Origin of the sequence: Mycobacterium sp. ST-F2 (assembly GCF_001905655.1) — a bacterium.
Lineage (GTDB): Bacteria > Actinomycetota > Actinomycetes > Mycobacteriales > Mycobacteriaceae > Mycobacterium.
In genome coordinates this window covers 1-15,777 of sequence record NZ_JMHT01000024.1, presented here as the reverse complement: position 1 = coordinate 15,777, position 15,777 = coordinate 1, and the positions used below count along the sequence as shown (strand labels likewise).

The following is a 15,777-nucleotide window of genomic DNA, read 5'->3' as shown; positions in this document are numbered from 1 at the left end:
AGTACGAGAACAAGGAGATTGACACATGTCCGAGCGCGTCATCCTGGCGTATTCCGGTGGCCTGGACACCTCGGTCGCGATCAGCTGGATCGGCAAGGAGACCGGCAAAGAGGTTGTCGCCGTGGCCATCGACCTGGGCCAGGGCGGTGAGGACATGGAGGTCGTCCGGCAGCGTGCCATCGACTGTGGCGCCGTCGAGGCCGTCGTGGTCGACGCCCGCGACGAGTTCGCCGACGAGTACTGCCTGCCGACCATCAAGGCCAACGCGCTGTACATGGACCGGTACCCGCTGGTCTCGGCCATCTCGCGGCCGCTGATCGTCAAGCACCTGGTCGAGGCCGCTCGCAGCCACGGCGGCACCGTCGTCGCGCACGGCTGCACCGGCAAGGGCAACGACCAGGTCCGCTTCGAGGTCGGCTTCAACACCCTGGCACCCGAGCTGGAGGTCATCGCCCCGGTCCGCGACTACGCCTGGACCCGCGAGAAGGCCATCGCCTTCGCGCAGGAGAACGAGATCCCGATCAACGTCACCAAGAAGTCGCCGTTCTCCATCGACCAGAACGTGTGGGGCCGCGCCGTCGAGACCGGTTTCCTCGAGGACCTGTGGAACGCCCCGACCAAGGACGTCTACGACTACACCGAGGACCCGACGGTCCACTTCAACACCCCCGACGAGCTGATCATCAGCTTCGACAAGGGTCGCCCGGTCGCCATCGACGGCCGTCCGCTGAGCGTGCTGCAGATCATCCAGGAGCTCAACAGCCGCGCCGGTGCGCAGGGCGTCGGCCGCCTCGACGTCGTCGAGGACCGCCTGGTCGGCATCAAGTCCCGCGAAATCTACGAGGCACCGGGCGCCATGGTGCTGATCACCGCGCACACCGAGCTCGAGCATGTCTGCCTGGAGCGCGAGCTGGGCCGCTACAAGCGTGGCGTCGACCGCAAGTGGGGCGAGCTGACTTATGACGGTCTCTGGTACAGCCCGCTGAAGGCCTCCCTGGAGGCGTTCGTCGAGCACACCCAGCAGCACGTCTCCGGCGACATCCGCCTGGTGCTGCACGGTGGCCACATCTCGGTCAACGGCCGTCGCTCGAACGAGTCGCTGTACGACTTCAACCTCGCCACCTACGACGAGGGCGACAGCTTCGACCAGAGCTCCGCCAAGGGCTTCGTCCAGCTGCACGGCCTGAGCTCCAAGATCTCCGCCAAGCGCGACCTGGGCTTGTAATCTCCCACGAGCGGCCGTGTTTGTACACCGACACACCGTGTTCAGCCGTACAAAAGCGGCCGCTCGCACTCGACGAGGGGCACGTTAATGACCACCGGTGGGACCAACGAAGGTTCGCTGTGGGGCGGCCGGTTCGCCTCCGGCCCGTCCGAAGCGCTTGCCGCACTGAGCAAGTCGACGCACTTCGACTGGGCGCTGGCGCCGTATGACGTCACCGCGTCCAAGGCGCACGCCCGCGTGCTGCACAACGCCGGGCTGCTCACCGACGAGCAGCGCGACGGGCTGTTGGCCGGGCTCGACAGCCTGGGCAATGACGTCGCCGACGGGTCCTTCGGGCCGCTGCCGACGGACGAGGACGTGCACGGCGCGCTGGAGCGCGGCCTGATCGACCGTGTCGGTGAGGACCTCGGTGGCCGGCTGCGCGCCGGCCGGTCTCGCAACGACCAGGTGGCCACGCTGTTCCGCATGTGGCTGCGCGACGCCATCAAGACCGTTGGCAACGGCGTGCTCGACGTCGCGGCTGCGCTGGCCGGCCAGGCTGCGGCGCACCCGACGGCCATCATGCCCGGCAAGACGCACCTGCAGTCGGCGCAGCCCGTGCTGCTGGCGCACCACCTTCTCGCACACGCACACCCGCTGCTGCGTGACGCCGACCGGCTGCTCGACCTGGACAAGCGGGCGGCGGTGTCGCCCTACGGATCCGGTGCGCTCGCCGGTAGCTCGCTGGGACTGAACCCCGATGCCATCGCGGCGGATCTGGGATTCAATGCGGCCGCCGACAACTCGATCGACGCCACTTCGTCACGCGACTTCGCCGCCGAGGCGGCGTTCGTGTTCGCGATGATCGCCGTGGATCTGTCCCGGCTGTCCGAGGACATCATCCTCTGGAGCACAACGGAATTCGGCTACGTCAAGCTGCACGACTCGTGGTCGACTGGCAGCTCGATCATGCCGCAGAAGAAGAACCCCGACATCGCCGAGCTGGCGCGCGGCAAGTCCGGCCGCCTCATCGGCAACCTGGCCGGCCTGCTGGCCACCCTCAAGGCGCAGCCGCTGGCCTACAACCGGGATCTGCAGGAGGACAAGGAGCCGGTCTTCGACTCCGTAGCCCAGCTCCAGTTGCTGCTGCCCGCGATGGCCGGCCTGGTCGGCACCCTGACCTTCGACACCGATCGGATGGCCGCGCTGGCGCCGCTCGGTTACACGCTCGCCACCGACATCGCGGAATGGATGGTGCGCCAGGGCATTCCGTTCCGGGTCGCGCATGAAGCGGCCGGTGCGGCGGTCAAGGCCGCCGAGGCCAGGGGAGTCGGGCTGGAAGAACTCGCCGCCGACGAGCTCGCCGGGATCCATCCGGGACTCACCGCCGAGGTGCGGGACGTCCTGACCATCGCCGGTTCGGTCGACTCGCGTGATGCCCGTGGCGGCACGTCGCCGGCTCGGGTCGCCGAGCAGCTCGTCACCCTGCGCGACACCGCCGACCGCTTGCGGGCCCGCCTGCAGGGCTGAGGCCGTCGGCGGCCTTAGGCTCGGGCGGTGCCTGCCCGAAGCCGTGCCGCGGTCTACGCCAGACGTCGCAAACGTCGGATGGCGAAGGTCGACCACGACCTGACGACGCAGCAGTGGACTGTCCTGCAACAGATTTGGGGTGGCTGCGCCTACTGCGGGGCCGACGACGCCGATCTGCAGAAGGATTGCGTGCAGCCCATCTCGCGCGGTGGTCGGTACACCCTCGACAATGTGGTGCCCGCGTGCCGGTCGTGCAACGCGAGCAAGTGCAACGCCGAGGTCACCGGTTGGCTGCGCCGAAAGAAGTTGGATGAGGGCAGGTTTCTGCTCAGGAAGGCCACCATCGCCAGGGAACTGGCGCAATATGCCGGCTCCTGACGCCTACGCTGAGCCGATGCCCGGTACCCAGACGCCCGACGTGCGCCTGGCGGAGCTCATTGCCTCCCTCTCGTTGGCCACCGACCTGGGTCTGGGGCAGCCGCAGGAACATGTCCTGCGCCAGACCGTCATCGCGACACGTCTGGCTGCAGCGGCCGGGATGCCACCCGAGCATCAGGCCGCCGCCTTCTATGTGTCACTGCTGGCCTGGACGGGCTGCATCGCCGACTCGCACGAGCTGGCCCACTGGTTCGGCGATGACCTCCAGATGCGTGCCGACAGTTACCAGATGGACAAGGTCGGCCCGGGCATGGCGCGGTTTCTCCTCGGTCACCTTGCGCAAGGCCAGCCGGCGCTGCAGCGCATCACCATGGTGGGCCGCTTCCTGGCGCAAGGCGTCGCCGATATGCCGAAACTGTTTGTCAGCCACTGTCAAACGGCCAGCGACATCGCCGACCGGCTGGACCTGCCGCCCGAGGTGCGTGCCGCCCTGCTGGACGCCTTCGAACGCTGGGACGGCAAGGGCGTTCCGGGACGAGTCGGGGGCACGCAGATCGAGCCGGTGATGCGCGTCGTGCACATCGCCGACGACGCGGAAGTCCACCACCGCGCCGGCGGCGTCGAGGCCGCGCTGACCATGCTGCGCAGCCGCCGGGAAACAGAGTTCGACCCGGAACTCGTCGACCTCTGTTGCGCCCGTCCCGACGAGATCTTCGGGGGACTGGACACCGTGGACGCCTGGGGCTCGGTGATCAGCGGCTGCACACCGCTGGATTGCACGGTCCCGGACAGTGAGTTGACCGCGGTGCTGCAGGTCTTCGCCGACTACGCCGACCTGAAATCGCCCTGGTTCCTTGGCTATTCGCGTCGTGTCGCGGAACTCACCGCAGCCGCGGCCAGAATCGCCGGACTCAGTGACGACGACGTCGCCCTCGCCGAGCGCGCGGCGCTGGTGCACCGGATCGGGGCCATCGGGGTGTCCACGGGCATCTGGAACAAGCCGGGTCCCTTGACCATCGCCGAACGCGAACGCGTCCGCACCGTCCCCTATCTCACCGAACGCGTGCTGTGCCGGCAGCCGCGGTTGTGCGAGATCGGCGCCGTCGCCGCCGTCGGCTATGAACGGATGGACGGCAGCGGATACCCACGTGGCTTGTCCGGCACAGCGATTCCCGTCACTGCCAGGCTGCTCGCCGCCGCTGCGGTCTATCAGGCCCTCGGCGAGGATCGTCCGCACCGCGTCGCCTTCTCGCAGGCCGATCGCACAGCGGCCATGCACGCCGAGGTCACCGCCGGTCGCCTCGACGGCGCGGCTGTCGGTGCAGTGCTGACGGCGGCCGGGTGCCGCACCGTTCGTCGGCCGAAAATGGTCGCCGGGCTGACGAGTCGAGAACTCGAAGTGCTCGAGCTGCTGGTCCGTGGCTCGTCGAATCGGCAGATCGCCCAACACCTTTCGATCACTCCGCGGACCGTGGGCACGCACGTCGAACACATCTACACCAAGATCGGGGTGTCGACCCGTGGCGCTGCCGCGATGTTCGCGATGCGTCACGGGTTGGTCAGCGCCGCCGAATAGAGGCTTCGGCACAGGGTGAACGCCAGTATCTGAGCTCGGGCCGTTCACCCTGTATCTGTGGCGCAAAAGGTCGAGAGACCTGCGCCGTCAGCGCGGGGTCAACGCCAATACTCGAACTCGGGCCGTTCACCCTGTATCTATGGCGTGCCGCGTGAGCTGACCGAATAGATCGGGTATTCACCCGATGTGCCGGTCCTGCCGCGGGCCGTAGAACCGATACATGACCAACGACACCGACATGGGATGGGCGGTGGCAGGCGCTTTCCTGGAGGCCTTCGCCGGGCGGGATTTCGATGCACTGGGTCGTTGCCTGGATTCCGACATCCGCTTCCGGGCTCTGATTCCGCCGGGGCCCATAGAGCTGACCGGAGTCGACGCCACCGTCGGCCGGTTCCGGCACTGGTTCGGCGCCGACACCTTCGAACTGGTCGACGCCTCCGTCGGCCGCGTCGGAGACCGCGTCGCGCTGAGCTGGCGCGTCCGCACTTCGCCGCCCGGGGATCCGACCGTCGTCAGGCTCGTCGAACAGCGCATGTTTGCCGTTGCCGACGACTGCATTCATTCAATCGACTTGCTGTGCTCCGGATTTCAGCCCGAACAGAAAGAGAACCGCTCATGAGCTCGAAAGTGGCGATCAGCCTCACCACAGGTCTGGAAGACGCCGAGAAGGTCACCATTGCCCTGCTGGTGGCTGTCGGCGCGGCCGAACAGGGTCACCCCACGATGATGTTCCTGACCAAGGAAGCCGTCCGGCTTGCGCTACCCGGATTCGCCCTCGGTGTCGCCTGCGACGGGTGCCCGCCGCTGCCGGACCTGATGGCCCGCTACGAAGCCGCCGGCGGCAAGTTCCTCATCTGCCCGATCTGCTTCAACGCGAAGGGGCTTGACGCCGACCAGGTGCTGACCAACGCAGACCTCGGCGGCACCATCCCGCTGTGGCAGTGGATCGGCGACGAGCCCGCCACCACGTTCAGCTACTGACTTCCTCGGAGAGTTCCATCCAGCGTTCCTCCGCCTCGGTCACTTCGGCTTCGAGCTCGCGCAGCGACCCCGTGAGGCGTTGCAGCCCTTCGTAGTCGCCCTGGTCGTGCTCGGCGAGACGCTGGTGCGCGGTGTCGATCTGGCCGGCGAGCTTCTCCAGTCGCCGCTCGATCGCGGTGATCTCCTTCTGAGCCGCGCGCAGTTCGGCGCCCGACAACCCCTCGGACACGGCTGCGGTCGGTTTGGCTGCGGCGGTGCCGGTTTGAGCCGCGTGCGAGGCGCGCAACCGCAGGTACTCGTCGACCCCGCCCGGGAGATGACGTAGCCGTCCGCCGAGGATGCCGAACTGCTGATCGGTGACGCGCTCGAGGAAGTACCGGTCGTGGCTGACCACGATCAGCGTGCCGGGCCAGGAGTCCAGCAGATCCTCCATGGCCGCCAGCATGTCGGTGTCCAGATCGTTGGTCGGCTCGTCGAGGATCAGCACGTTGGGCTGTTCCAGCAGGATCAGCAGCAGCTGCAGTCGGCGCTGTTGTCCACCGGACAGATCCCGCACTGGCGTCGACAACTGGGCGCTCGCGAAGCCCAGCCGCTCCAGTAGCTGGCTCGGCGTGAGTTCGGTTGCCTTGGAACCGGATCCGAACGAGTACGTGGTGGCCAGCCGGCTCAGCACCACGCGCACGGGCTCGTCGAGATGCTCGGCCAGCTTCTCCACGCCCTGGGTGAGGGCGGCGATCTGCACCGTCTTGCCGTGCTTGACCCGGCCGCCGGTCGGCTCTACCGACCCGTCGATCAGTCCGAGGAGCGTCGACTTGCCGGCGCCGTTGACGCCGAGGATGCCGGTGCGCTCGCCTGGCGCGATGCGCCACTCGACGTCCTGCAGCACCTCGCGTTCGCCGTAGCTCACCGACGCGTCCAGAATGTCGACGACCTGCTTGCCCAACCGAGTCACGGCCAGCGACTGCAGCGCCACCTTGTCGCGGATCTCGGGCACGTCGGCAATCAGCGCGTTGGCGGCGTCGATGCGGAACTTGGGCTTCGACGTCCGCGCCGGCGCACCGCGACGCAGCCACGCGAGTTCCTTCCGGGCCAGGTTCTGCCGTCGCGCCTCACTGGCGGCCGCCTGGCGGTCCCGCTCCACGCGCTGCAGGATGTACGCCGCGTAGCCGCCCTCGAACGGTTCGACGATGTGGTCGTGCACCTCCCAGGTGGCGGTACAGACCTCGTCGAGGAACCACCGGTCGTGGGTCACCACGAGCAGGCCACCGGCGTTCGCGGCCCAGCGCTTCTTCAGATGCGCGGCCAGCCAGGTGATGGCCTCGACATCGAGGTGGTTCGTCGGCTCGTCGAGGATCAGGACGTCGTGGTCACCGGCGAGCAGCCGGGCCAGGGCGACGCGACGGCGCTGGCCGCCGGACAGCGTGCCGATCACCGCGTTCCAGTCGAGGTCGCCCAGCAGTCCGGCGATGACGTCGCGGCCGCGGGGGTCACCCGCCCATTCGTGCTCGGGGACGTCGCCGACGACGGCGTGCCCGACGGTGTCGGTGTGGTCGAGGGTGTCGGCCTGGTCGAGCATCCCGATGCGGACGCCGCCGCGCACGGTGACCCGGCCGGAGTCCGGTTTCAGTCGCCCGCCGAGCATTGCCAGCAAACTGGATTTGCCGTCGCCGTTGCGGCCGACGATGCCGATCCGGTCGCCCTCCTCGATCCCGACCGTCAGCGAATCGAAAACCACGCGGGTCGGAAATTCCAGATGCAGGGCTTCGGCCCCCAATAGATGCGCCATCAGGCGCTGATTCTAGGCGGCGGCCGGAAGGCTCTACGCCACGCCGCAACACCGAGATAACCAGCGCGTTGTGCCATGATGGCGTCGTAATCAGGGGGATTTGTACTTATTTGACCAAAAGGGAGTACCCGGTGGTGGACTTTTCAGTGATCACCGGGCCGGTGGAGCGGTTGGTAGCAACCGCCCAGAACGGCCTGGAAGTACTTCGCTACGGCGGGCTGGAGACCGGCGCCGTGCCGTCGCCGTTCCAGATCGTCGAGAGCGTGCCGATGTACCGCCTGCGGCGCTACTTCCCGCCGGACACCCGTCCGGGCGCGGCCCCGGCCGGTTCGCCGGTGCTGATGGTGCATCCGATGATGATGTCCGCCGACATGTGGGACGTGACGCGCGACGACGGCGCCGTCGGCATCCTGCATGCCGCGGGCCTGGACCCGTGGGTTATCGACTTCGGCTCGCCGGATCAGGTCGAGGGCGGCATGGACCGCAACCTGGCCGACCACGTGGTGGGGCTCAGCGCAGCCATCGACACCGTGAAGGCGACCACCGGCAAGGACGTGCACCTGGCCGGCTATTCGCAGGGCGGCATGTTCGCCTACCAGACCGCCGCCTACCGGCAGTCGCGCGATCTGGCCAGCATCATCGCCTTCGGCTCTCCGGTGGACACGCTGGCCGCACTGCCGATGAACATGCCGGCGAACCTGGCATCCGGCGTCGCCGACTTCATGGCCGACCATGTCTTCAGCCGCCTCAACATCCCGGGTTGGTTGGCGCGCAACGGTTTCCAGATGCTGGACCCGATCAAGACCGCGCAGTCGCGGCTCGACTTCCTGCGCCAGCTCCATGACCGCGAAGCCCTGTTGCCGCGTGAGCAGCAGCGCCGGTTCCTGGCCAGCGAAGGCTGGATCGCCTGGTCCGGTCCGGCCATCGCCGAACTGCTCAAGCAATTCATCGCGCACAACCGCATGATGACCGGCGGGTTCGCCATCCACGGCAACCTGGTGACACTGTCCGACATCACCTGCCCCGTGCTCGCGGTGGTCGGTGAGGTCGACGACATCGGTCAGCCCGCCGCGGTGCGCGGCATCAAGCGGGCCGCCCCGGACGCCGATGTCTACGAGTACCTCATCCGTGTCGGGCATTTCGGTCTCGTCGTGGGTTCCAAGGCTGCCAGCCAGAGCTGGCCGACGGTCGCGTCGTGGGTCAAGTGGCTCGACGCGGGCGGGCCGATGCCGGCCGACGTGGTGCCGATGCCGCTGCAGTCCGAACTGCCGCGTGAGTCGGTGCCGTTGGCGACGCGCGTCGCGCATGGTGCCGCGGCCGCGACCGAAATGGCCTTCACCTTGGCCAGCACGGCGGCCGACGCCGTCGTGTCCGCCGGCAAGTCCACGCGGGCACTGGCCATCGAGACCGTACGGACCCTGCCCCGGTTGGCCCGTCTGGGTCAGATCAACGACCACACGCGAATCTCGTTGGGCCGCATCATCTGCGAGCAGGCCGAGGGTGCGCCGGACGGTGAATTCCTGCTGTTCGACGGCCGCGTGCACACGTACGAGGCGGTGGACCGCCGCATCAACAACGTCGTTCGCGGTCTGATCGAAGTCGGTGTGCGACAGGGCGTTCGGGTCGGCGTGCTCATGGAGACCCGCCCCAGTGCGCTGGTCGCCATCGCGGCGCTGTCGCGTCTCGGCGCGGTGGCCGTGCTGATGCCGCCCGATGCCGACCTGGCCGTGGCGGCCCGCCTCGGCGGCGTCACCGACATCATCTCGGACCCGGCCAATCTCGACGCGGCACGAAAGCTGCGGACCCGCGTGCTGGTACTCGGTGGCGGCGAGAACCGCGACCTGCATCTTGACGACGACGACGATGTCGTGGACATGGAGAAGATCAACCCCGACGTCGTCGAGCTGCCCGGCTGGTACCGGCCGAACCCGGGCTACGCGCAGGACCTGGCCTACGTCGCCTTCGCCAACGTCGGCGGTGAGCTGGTGGCCCGGCAGATCACCAACTTCCGCTGGGCGCTCTCGGCTTTCGGCACCGCCTCGGCGGCCAACCTGGGCCGTGGCGACACCGTCTACTGCCTGACTCCGCTGCATCACCAGTCCGGTCTGCTCGTGTCGCTGGGCGGCGCGGTGGTCGGCGGTGCCCGCATCGCGCTGTCGCGTGGCCTGCGGCCGGACCGCTTCGTGCACGAGCTGCGGCAGTACGGCGTCACCGTGGTGTCCTACACCTGGGCCATGCTGCGCGACGTCATCGACGACCCGTCGTTCGTGCTCAACGGAACGCACCCCGTGCGCCTGTTCATCGGCTCGGGCATGCCGGCCGGGTTGTGGCGCCGGGTCGAGGAGGCCTTCCAGCCCGCGCACGTCCTGGAGTTCTTCACCACCACCGACGGCCAGGCCGTGCTGGCCAACGTGTCGGGCCTCAAGATCGGCAGCGAGGGCCGGCCGCTGCCGGGCGGCGGCCAGATCGCGTTGGCCGCCTACGACGTCGACGACGACCTCATCCTCGAAGGCGACGACGGTTTCGTGGCCATCGCCGAGCCCAACGAGGTCGGTGTGCTGTTGGCCAAGCCGCGTGGGCCCGTCGACCCGACGGCGGCGGTCAAGCGTGGCGTGTTCGCGCCCGGTGACACCTGGGTGTCCACAGAGTTCCTGTTCCGCCGGGACGACGACGGCGATTACTGGATGGTCGACAACCGCCGTTCGGTCATCCGCACCCCGCGTGGCGCCGTGTTCGGCAAGGAGGTCGGCAATGCGTTGGGACGCCTCGACGCCGTCGACATCGCCGTCACGTACCGGGTTCCGGTCGGCGATCGTGAATTGGCGGTCACCGCGTTGAGCCTGCGTCCGGGTGGTTCTGTGAGCGCCGCAGACCTCCGTGAGGCGTTCATCGATCTGCCCGTCGGCGTTGGGCCGGACCTCATCCACGTGGTGCCGGAGATGACGCTGAACGCGTCGTACCGGCCGGTGCTCGCCGAGCTGCGCGCCGCCGGTGTGCCCGAGCCGACGGACAACTCGTGGCAGTTCGACGTCGACAGCGACGCGTTCGTGCCGTTCACGTCAGCTGCCCACGCCGAGCTGACCGGGACGAGCAGTCTGTCGTGACGGCCTGCCGCGTCCGGTCGGCGCTGTTAGGCTGCGGTTTGTCAGTCGGGGTACACGCCGTCGGGCGCAGATATCGAATGGAGAACGCATGACGTCACACACCAGCCGCAGGCGGCGTGGTGTTGCAGGCGCGATTCTGGCGGGAGCTGTGGCTGCCGGTGTGATGATCACCCCCGCTGCTGCGCACGCCGACATCCTCGACGACCTCGACGCCCAGTACGACATCGGTAACAGCGGCGGTGACCTGTCGAAGTTGCTGCATACGGCGCTGTTACTGCGCTCCCAGGGCTTCGGTCCCTCGAAAGGCAACCTTGCTGATATCGAGGCGGCGCTCGACCAGCGGCCCAACCAGGTGCCGCTGATCCACGCGCTGCAGGACACCGTGAAGTTCCAGAAGCGCAATCAGGCACGTGCCTCCGGTCAGAAACCGCAGAGCCCCATCGTCATCGGTGGTCCCGGTGGCCTGCCGCCCGGCCTGGTGCCGGGTACCGGTGGCTCGCAGATTCCGTTGGGTTGATGACCACGATGATCGACGAAGCTTTGCGCGCCATCCTGGTGTGCCCGCAGGACCGGGGCGAGCTGGTGCTGGTCGGGGACGAATGCCTCTACAACCCGAGGCTGCGCCGGGCCTACCGGATCGACGCCGGGGTACCGGTGTTGCTCATCGATGAGGCGGTCGACGTCACCGACGACGCCGAGCATCAGCGCCTGATCAGCGGCGCGACCAGCTAGCTCAGTGCCGGCAGGTCGCCGGTGAGATAGCGCTGCAGGTTCGGGCCGATGGTCTCGATGATCTGTGGCACCGGAAGCGATCGGAACGGCTCGAGTTCCAGGATGTAGCGGGCCATCACCACGCCCATCAGCTGGGATGCGACGAACTGCACCCGGATTCGTCCGGTACCAGGCGGATTGTCAACGCGCGCACCGACTTCGGCGGTGATGACGTCCTCCAGGAAAGTCCGCAAGAGGGTCACCTCGTCGCCGCCCAGCATCGTTCGCAACGCCGCGATGAATCCCGCGCCGAGCTCGGAATCCCAGATCGGGAGCAGCAGCGACGGCAGGGTGTGGCCCAGTTCGTCGACCGGGGTACTCCGGAGCGGTCCCAACACCATCTGCGGATCGATGGGAATGTGCACCGCGGCCGCGAAGAGCTGCTGTTTCGTCCCGAAATAGTGGTGCACGAGCGCCGCGTCGACGCCCGCGGCAGCCGCGATCGACCGCACTGAAGTGTTCTTGAAGCCGTTGCGGGCGAACAGCTCCCGCGCACACGACAAGATCGTCTCCTTGGTGTCCGAGGTGCCGGTCGGACGGCCGGGTGGTTTGCGGCGGGGCCGTGGCTGTGTCGCGGTCATGGCGTCCGACGGCGCAGGGTCGCGGCGGCCAGGCACATGGTGACGACGGCGAACGCGATCACGATGACGATGTCGCGCACCGTGGTGCCGGTGATCTCCGTGTTGTCGGCGACCCCCTGGAGCGCTTCCAGAGCGTAGGTCGCGGGCAGCGCGTCACTGATCCACCGGAGCCAGTCGGGCAGCATTTCGCGCGGAACGATGATGCCGCACAACAACAGTTGCGGCACGATGACCACAGGCATGAACTGCACGGCCTGGAACTCGGTGCGCGCGAACGCACTGCACAGCAGGCCCAGTCCGACGCCGAGCACCGCGTTGATGATCGCGATCAGGAAGACCAGTGCGGGGCTGCCCGCGGTGTCGAAGCCCAGGAACCAGAACGACACCACGCAGGCAAGCGTCGCTTGCGCGGCGGCAGCCACCGAGAACGCCGAGCCGTAGGCGGCCAACAGGTCCAGCCGGCGCAGGGGAGTGGTGAGGATCCGTTCCAACGTCCCCGAGACGCGTTCGCGCTGCATGGTTATCGAGGTGATCAGGAACATCACGATCAATGGGAACACACCCAGCAGGATCAGGCAGGCATTGTTGAACGGCGAGAGCGTGCCCGGGCGGTGCGGCAGGTCGTTGAACATGAAGTACATCAGCGTGATGACCGCGCTGGGCACCACCAGGATCATCGCCATGCTGCGATGGTCGGCGGCGAGCTGCCGCAGGATGCGTGCGGTGGTGGCCAGGTAGGGCTGCAGCGTCAACCGGCTCTGGCCGCGGTGCTGCGCCGGATGATGGTCAGAAACGCTTCCTCCAGCGATGAACATCCGGTGTCCTCTCGTAGTTGGGTCGGCGTAGTGTGGGCGAGCAGCCGGCCTTCGCGCATGAGCAGCAGCTCGCCGCAGTGGTCGGCTTCGTCCATGACGTGGCTCGACACCAGCAGGGTGGTGCCGGCGCGGGCCAGGCGGTCGAACTGTTCCCACAAGTCGACGCGCAGTACCGGGTCGAGGCCGACGGTCGGTTCATCGAGGACCAGCAGGTCGGGTTTGGAGACCAGTGCGCAGGCCAATGATGCCCGGGTGCGCTGTCCACCAGAGAGGTTGCCGCACAACGCTGTTCGGTGATCGTCCAGTCCGACGGCTGCGATCGCGTCGTCGGCCGCGGTCTTGCCGACGCCCGTCAGCGCGGCGAAGTAGCGCACGTTGTCGATGACGCGCAGATCGTTGTAGACCGTCGGCTCCTGGGTCACGTAGCCGACGCGGCGCCGCAGATCCGCTGATCCGCCCGGCCTGCCGAGCACGGTGACAGTGCCGCTCGTGATGATCTGGGTCCCGACGACGGCGCGCATCAGGGTGGTCTTGCCGCACCCGGACGGGCCGAGCAGTCCGGTGATGCTGCCGCGGCGGACTTGCAGACTCACGTCGTCGAGTGCGCGTCGTTTACCGCGGACGACGGTCAGGTGATCGAGCCGAATCGCCACGTCAGATGCATGATCGGTTAATTCATCCGTCGATGAACTCATCATATGATGAATAATCCGCCGGTGGCGTGGCCATGTCAATGGCCGGGCCTGGGCCAGGCAGAATGACGGGTCATGAGCGCCGAGCAGCTTGCCGTCGACCCGGTCACGGCGGCACGGCGTCTGCTCGGGGCGACTCTCCATGGCCGCGACGTCGCCGCCACCGTGGTGGAGGTCGAGGCGTACGGCGGTCCGCCGTCGGGACCCTGGCCGGACGCGGCGGCGCACTCCTACCGCGGCCCGACCCCTCGTAGTGCGGTGATGTTCGGCCCGGCCGGGCACCTGTACACCTACCGCAGCCACGGAATTCACGTGTGCGCCAACGTCGTCTGCTGTACCGATGGGGTGGCGGGTGCGGTGTTGCTCGGTGCGGCCCGCGTCGTCGACGGATGTGGTGTGGCCGAGCGCCGACGGCGGGCCGGCATCACGCCCGCCGCGTTTGCTCGGGGTCCCGGCAATCTTTGCGAGGCACTCGGAATCACGTTGGCGGACAACGGTATTGACCTGATGGATCGGCGGTCGCCGATCCGGCTGGAACTGAATCCGCCGCAGGAGGGCAGCGCGGGGCCGCGCGTGGGCGTCAGCCAGGCCGCCGACAGGGCCTGGCGGTTCTGGTTGCCGGGCACCCCCGAGGTGTCGAACTACCGGCGCAGTCCCCGGGCGGCCGCGCCGGGGGATAGTGACTGATGACGGCCGCCAACCTGCCTATGCCGATGGATGAGGCAAGATCGGCGATATGGATTCCGGCATCCTCGATGAACTGGACTGGCGCGGGCTGATCGCGCAATCGACCGACCGCGAAGCGCTCGCCGCGGCGACGACGGATGGGCCGCTCACGCTCTATGCCGGCTTCGACCCGACCGCACCCAGCCTGCACGCCGGACACCTGGTTCCCCTGCTCACGCTGCGGCGATTCCAGCAAGCCGGGCACCGTCCCATCGTGCTGGCCGGCGGCGCGACCGGCATGATCGGCGATCCTCGCGACAACGGGGAGCGGACCATGAACACCGCCGACACCGTCGCGGACTGGGCCGAACGCATCCGCGGCCAGCTCGAGCGATTCGTCGAGTTCAACGACTCCGGCAACGGCGCCATCGTCGAGAACAACCTGTCCTGGACCGGGCCGATGTCAGCCATCGAATTCTTGCGTGACCTGGGCAAACACTTCTCGGTCAACGTCATGCTCGATCGCGACACCATCAAGCGGCGCCTCGAAGGCGACGGGATCTCGTACACCGAGTTCAGCTACATGCTGCTTCAGGCCAACGACTTCGTCGAGCTCCACAAGAAGCACGGCTGCAGCCTGCAGATCGGTGGTTCCGATCAGTGGGGAAACATCATCGCCGGCGTCCGACTGGTGCGGCAGAAGCTGGGTGCGACCGCACATGCGCTGACGGTTCCGCTGGTCACCTCGGCCGACGGTAAGAAGTTCGGCAAGTCGACCGGTGGCGGCAATCTGTGGCTCGATCCCGAGCTGACCAGCCCATATGCCTGGTACCAGTACTTCGTGAATGCGGCCGACGCCGACGTCGTCGGATACCTGCGCTGGTTCACCTTCCTGTCCGCCGACGAACTCGGTGAACTGGCAATCGCCACGGCGGAGCGTCCCCATGAGCGTGCTGCCCAGCGCCGGCTGGCCCGGGAGTTGACCACATTGGTGCACGGACAGGCCGCGACCGACGCCGTCGAACTGGCCAGTCAGGCGCTGTTCGGCCGCGCCGAACTCGCAGATCTCGACGAATCGACGCTGTCGGCGGCTCTGACCGAGGCCAGTAATGGCCAGGTCGCGGAGCTGATGCCGGGTGGTCCGGACGGGATCACCGACCTGTTGGTCGCCACGGGACTGTCCAAGAGTCGTGGGGAAGCGCGCCGAACGGTCGCCGAAGGTGGCGTTTACGTGAATAACGCACGTGTGGAAAGCGACGAGTGGGTACCACAACCGTCAGACTTTCTCGGTGAGCGCTGGCTGGTGTTGCGGCGTGGCAAGCGCCACATCGCCGGGGTTCGGCGGGTTGCCGGGTCTGGCCACCGATGACGCCCCCTCTGACCAGGGGAAACGGCGCGCTGACCTGGCGATTTGACTCGCTGTTAGCCCTGCCGTAACTTATTCCAGGTCAGAGCGACACGGACAAGCGCCGGAGAGCAAAGACCAAATCCGAGAGTAACACCCATTAAGTTGGGAGTTCTTCACTGCCCGCACTACGGACCGCGGCTTTTAGCCGCGGGTTTGTTGCGCGGTCAGGTCGGGCGTGTTGTTTGAGAACTCAATAGTGTGTTTGGTGGTTTTTGTTTGTTGTTTTTTGACTGCACCTCGTGTTTTCCCGTTTGTGGGGTGTGGTTGTTTTTTGATGCCAGTTTT

15 protein-coding genes are annotated in these 15,777 nt (G+C 67.4%); 11 read left to right on the top strand and 4 right to left on the bottom strand.

The genetic code is table 11. The annotated features are described in order from the left end of the window. Positions 1-25: 25 nt before the first annotated feature. The 6 genes from EB75_RS11000 (at position 26) to EB75_RS10975 (ending at position 5,669) form a co-directional block, all read left to right on the top strand. Positions 26-1,225: an argininosuccinate synthase gene (locus EB75_RS11000; RefSeq protein WP_073695432.1), complete on the top strand. Its 1,200-nt coding sequence runs from the start codon at positions 26-28 to the stop codon at positions 1,223-1,225. A gap of 87 nt (positions 1,226-1,312) precedes the next feature. Beyond that, positions 1,313-2,734 carry an argininosuccinate lyase gene (gene argH, locus EB75_RS10995; protein WP_073695431.1) on the top strand — a complete coding sequence of 474 codons (1,422 nt, stop codon included), beginning with the start codon at positions 1,313-1,315 and terminating at the stop codon, positions 2,732-2,734. A gap of 78 nt (positions 2,735-2,812) precedes the next feature. Continuing rightward, the gene (locus tag EB75_RS10990; RefSeq protein ID WP_073695430.1) at positions 2,813-3,112 is read left to right on the top strand and encodes an HNH endonuclease; all 300 of its coding nucleotides are present in this window, start codon (positions 2,813-2,815) and stop codon (positions 3,110-3,112) included. 16 nt (positions 3,113-3,128) lie between these two features. Continuing rightward, on the top strand, positions 3,129-4,688 hold the full coding sequence (locus EB75_RS10985; RefSeq protein WP_073695461.1) for an HD domain-containing phosphohydrolase: 1,560 nt from the start codon (positions 3,129-3,131) through the stop codon (positions 4,686-4,688). Between the two features lie 220 nt (positions 4,689-4,908). Beyond that, positions 4,909-5,307 carry a nuclear transport factor 2 family protein gene (locus EB75_RS10980; RefSeq protein WP_073695429.1) on the top strand — a complete coding sequence of 133 codons (399 nt, stop codon included), beginning with the start codon at positions 4,909-4,911 and terminating at the stop codon, positions 5,305-5,307. Next, positions 5,304-5,669: a DsrE family protein gene (locus EB75_RS10975; protein WP_073695428.1), complete on the top strand. Its 366-nt coding sequence runs from the start codon at positions 5,304-5,306 to the stop codon at positions 5,667-5,669. The genes EB75_RS10980 and EB75_RS10975 overlap by 4 nt, the downstream gene beginning before the upstream one ends. Here the strand turns inward: EB75_RS10975 and EB75_RS10970 are convergent. Further along, a complete protein-coding gene (locus EB75_RS10970; RefSeq protein WP_073695427.1) occupies positions 5,659-7,455 on the bottom strand; it encodes an ABC-F family ATP-binding cassette domain-containing protein in 1,797 nt (598 codons plus the stop codon). The two genes, EB75_RS10975 and EB75_RS10970, sit on opposite strands and share 11 nt — an antisense overlap. Before the next feature lie 131 nt (positions 7,456-7,586). On the opposite strand from EB75_RS10970, the gene EB75_RS10965 reads away from it, so the two are divergent. From EB75_RS10965 to EB75_RS10955, 3 genes are all read left to right on the top strand, one after another. Next, a complete protein-coding gene (locus EB75_RS10965) occupies positions 7,587-10,559 on the top strand; it encodes an acyl-CoA synthetase (RefSeq protein WP_174557654.1) in 2,973 nt (990 codons plus the stop codon). A gap of 88 nt (positions 10,560-10,647) precedes the next feature. Further along, the gene (locus tag EB75_RS10960; RefSeq protein WP_083612157.1) at positions 10,648-11,076 is read left to right on the top strand and encodes a hypothetical protein; all 429 of its coding nucleotides are present in this window, start codon (positions 10,648-10,650) and stop codon (positions 11,074-11,076) included. A gap of 8 nt (positions 11,077-11,084) precedes the next feature. After that, complete coding sequence (locus EB75_RS10955) at positions 11,085-11,291, top strand: Trm112 family protein (protein WP_073695459.1); 207 nt, start codon at positions 11,085-11,087, stop codon at positions 11,289-11,291. On the opposite strand, the gene EB75_RS10950 is transcribed toward EB75_RS10955, so the two are convergent. Genes EB75_RS10950 through EB75_RS10940 form a run of 3 tightly spaced genes read right to left on the bottom strand, consistent with a single transcriptional unit; the run spans position 11,288 to position 13,424 of the window. Beyond that, the gene (locus EB75_RS10950; RefSeq protein ID WP_073695458.1) at positions 11,288-11,911 is read right to left on the bottom strand and encodes a TetR/AcrR family transcriptional regulator; all 624 of its coding nucleotides are present in this window, start codon (positions 11,909-11,911) and stop codon (positions 11,288-11,290) included. The two genes, EB75_RS10955 and EB75_RS10950, sit on opposite strands and share 4 nt — an antisense overlap. Continuing rightward, entirely contained in the window at positions 11,908-12,726 is an 819-nt protein-coding gene (locus EB75_RS10945) for an ABC transporter permease (protein ID WP_073695425.1), read from the bottom strand. The genes EB75_RS10950 and EB75_RS10945 overlap by 4 nt, the downstream gene beginning before the upstream one ends. Beyond that, complete coding sequence (locus EB75_RS10940; RefSeq protein ID WP_073695457.1) at positions 12,660-13,424, bottom strand: ABC transporter ATP-binding protein; 765 nt, start codon at positions 13,422-13,424, stop codon at positions 12,660-12,662. The genes EB75_RS10945 and EB75_RS10940 overlap by 67 nt, the downstream gene beginning before the upstream one ends. Positions 13,425-13,493: 69 nt before the next feature. Here EB75_RS10940 and EB75_RS10935 point away from each other — a divergent pair, with 69 nt between their 5' ends. Beyond that, entirely contained in the window at positions 13,494-14,105 is a 612-nt protein-coding gene (locus EB75_RS10935; RefSeq protein WP_073695424.1) for a DNA-3-methyladenine glycosylase, read from the top strand. Between the two features lie 49 nt (positions 14,106-14,154). After that, complete coding sequence (tyrS, locus tag EB75_RS10930) at positions 14,155-15,453, top strand: tyrosine--tRNA ligase (protein WP_073695423.1); 1,299 nt, start codon at positions 14,155-14,157, stop codon at positions 15,451-15,453. Positions 15,454-15,777: the final 324 nt, after the last annotated feature.

What these genes read in the sequence shown, in the direction of transcription:
- EB75_RS11000 (WP_073695432.1), top strand. Translation starts at nt 26, where the DNA reads ATGTCCGAGCGCGTCATCCTGGCGTATTCCGGTGGCCTGGACACCTCG.
- argH (WP_073695431.1), top strand. Translation starts at nt 1,313, where the DNA reads ATGACCACCGGTGGGACCAACGAAGGTTCGCTGTGGGGCGGCCGGTTC.
- EB75_RS10990 (WP_073695430.1), top strand. Translation starts at nt 2,813, where the DNA reads ATGGCGAAGGTCGACCACGACCTGACGACGCAGCAGTGGACTGTCCTG.
- EB75_RS10985 (WP_073695461.1), top strand. Translation starts at nt 3,129, where the DNA reads ATGCCCGGTACCCAGACGCCCGACGTGCGCCTGGCGGAGCTCATTGCC.
- EB75_RS10980 (WP_073695429.1), top strand. Translation starts at nt 4,909, where the DNA reads ATGACCAACGACACCGACATGGGATGGGCGGTGGCAGGCGCTTTCCTG.
- EB75_RS10975 (WP_073695428.1), top strand. Translation starts at nt 5,304, where the DNA reads ATGAGCTCGAAAGTGGCGATCAGCCTCACCACAGGTCTGGAAGACGCC.
- EB75_RS10970 (WP_073695427.1), bottom strand. Translation starts at nt 7,455, where the DNA reads ATGGCGCATCTATTGGGGGCCGAAGCCCTGCATCTGGAATTTCCGACC.
- EB75_RS10960 (WP_083612157.1), top strand. Translation starts at nt 10,648, where the DNA reads ATGACGTCACACACCAGCCGCAGGCGGCGTGGTGTTGCAGGCGCGATT.
- EB75_RS10955 (WP_073695459.1), top strand. Translation starts at nt 11,085, where the DNA reads ATGATCGACGAAGCTTTGCGCGCCATCCTGGTGTGCCCGCAGGACCGG.
- EB75_RS10950 (WP_073695458.1), bottom strand. Translation starts at nt 11,911, where the DNA reads ATGACCGCGACACAGCCACGGCCCCGCCGCAAACCACCCGGCCGTCCG.
- EB75_RS10945 (WP_073695425.1), bottom strand. Translation starts at nt 12,726, where the DNA reads ATGTTCATCGCTGGAGGAAGCGTTTCTGACCATCATCCGGCGCAGCAC.
- EB75_RS10940 (WP_073695457.1), bottom strand. Translation starts at nt 13,424, where the DNA reads ATGATGAGTTCATCGACGGATGAATTAACCGATCATGCATCTGACGTG.
- EB75_RS10935 (WP_073695424.1), top strand. Translation starts at nt 13,494, where the DNA reads ATGAGCGCCGAGCAGCTTGCCGTCGACCCGGTCACGGCGGCACGGCGT.
- tyrS (WP_073695423.1), top strand. Translation starts at nt 14,155, where the DNA reads ATGGATTCCGGCATCCTCGATGAACTGGACTGGCGCGGGCTGATCGCG.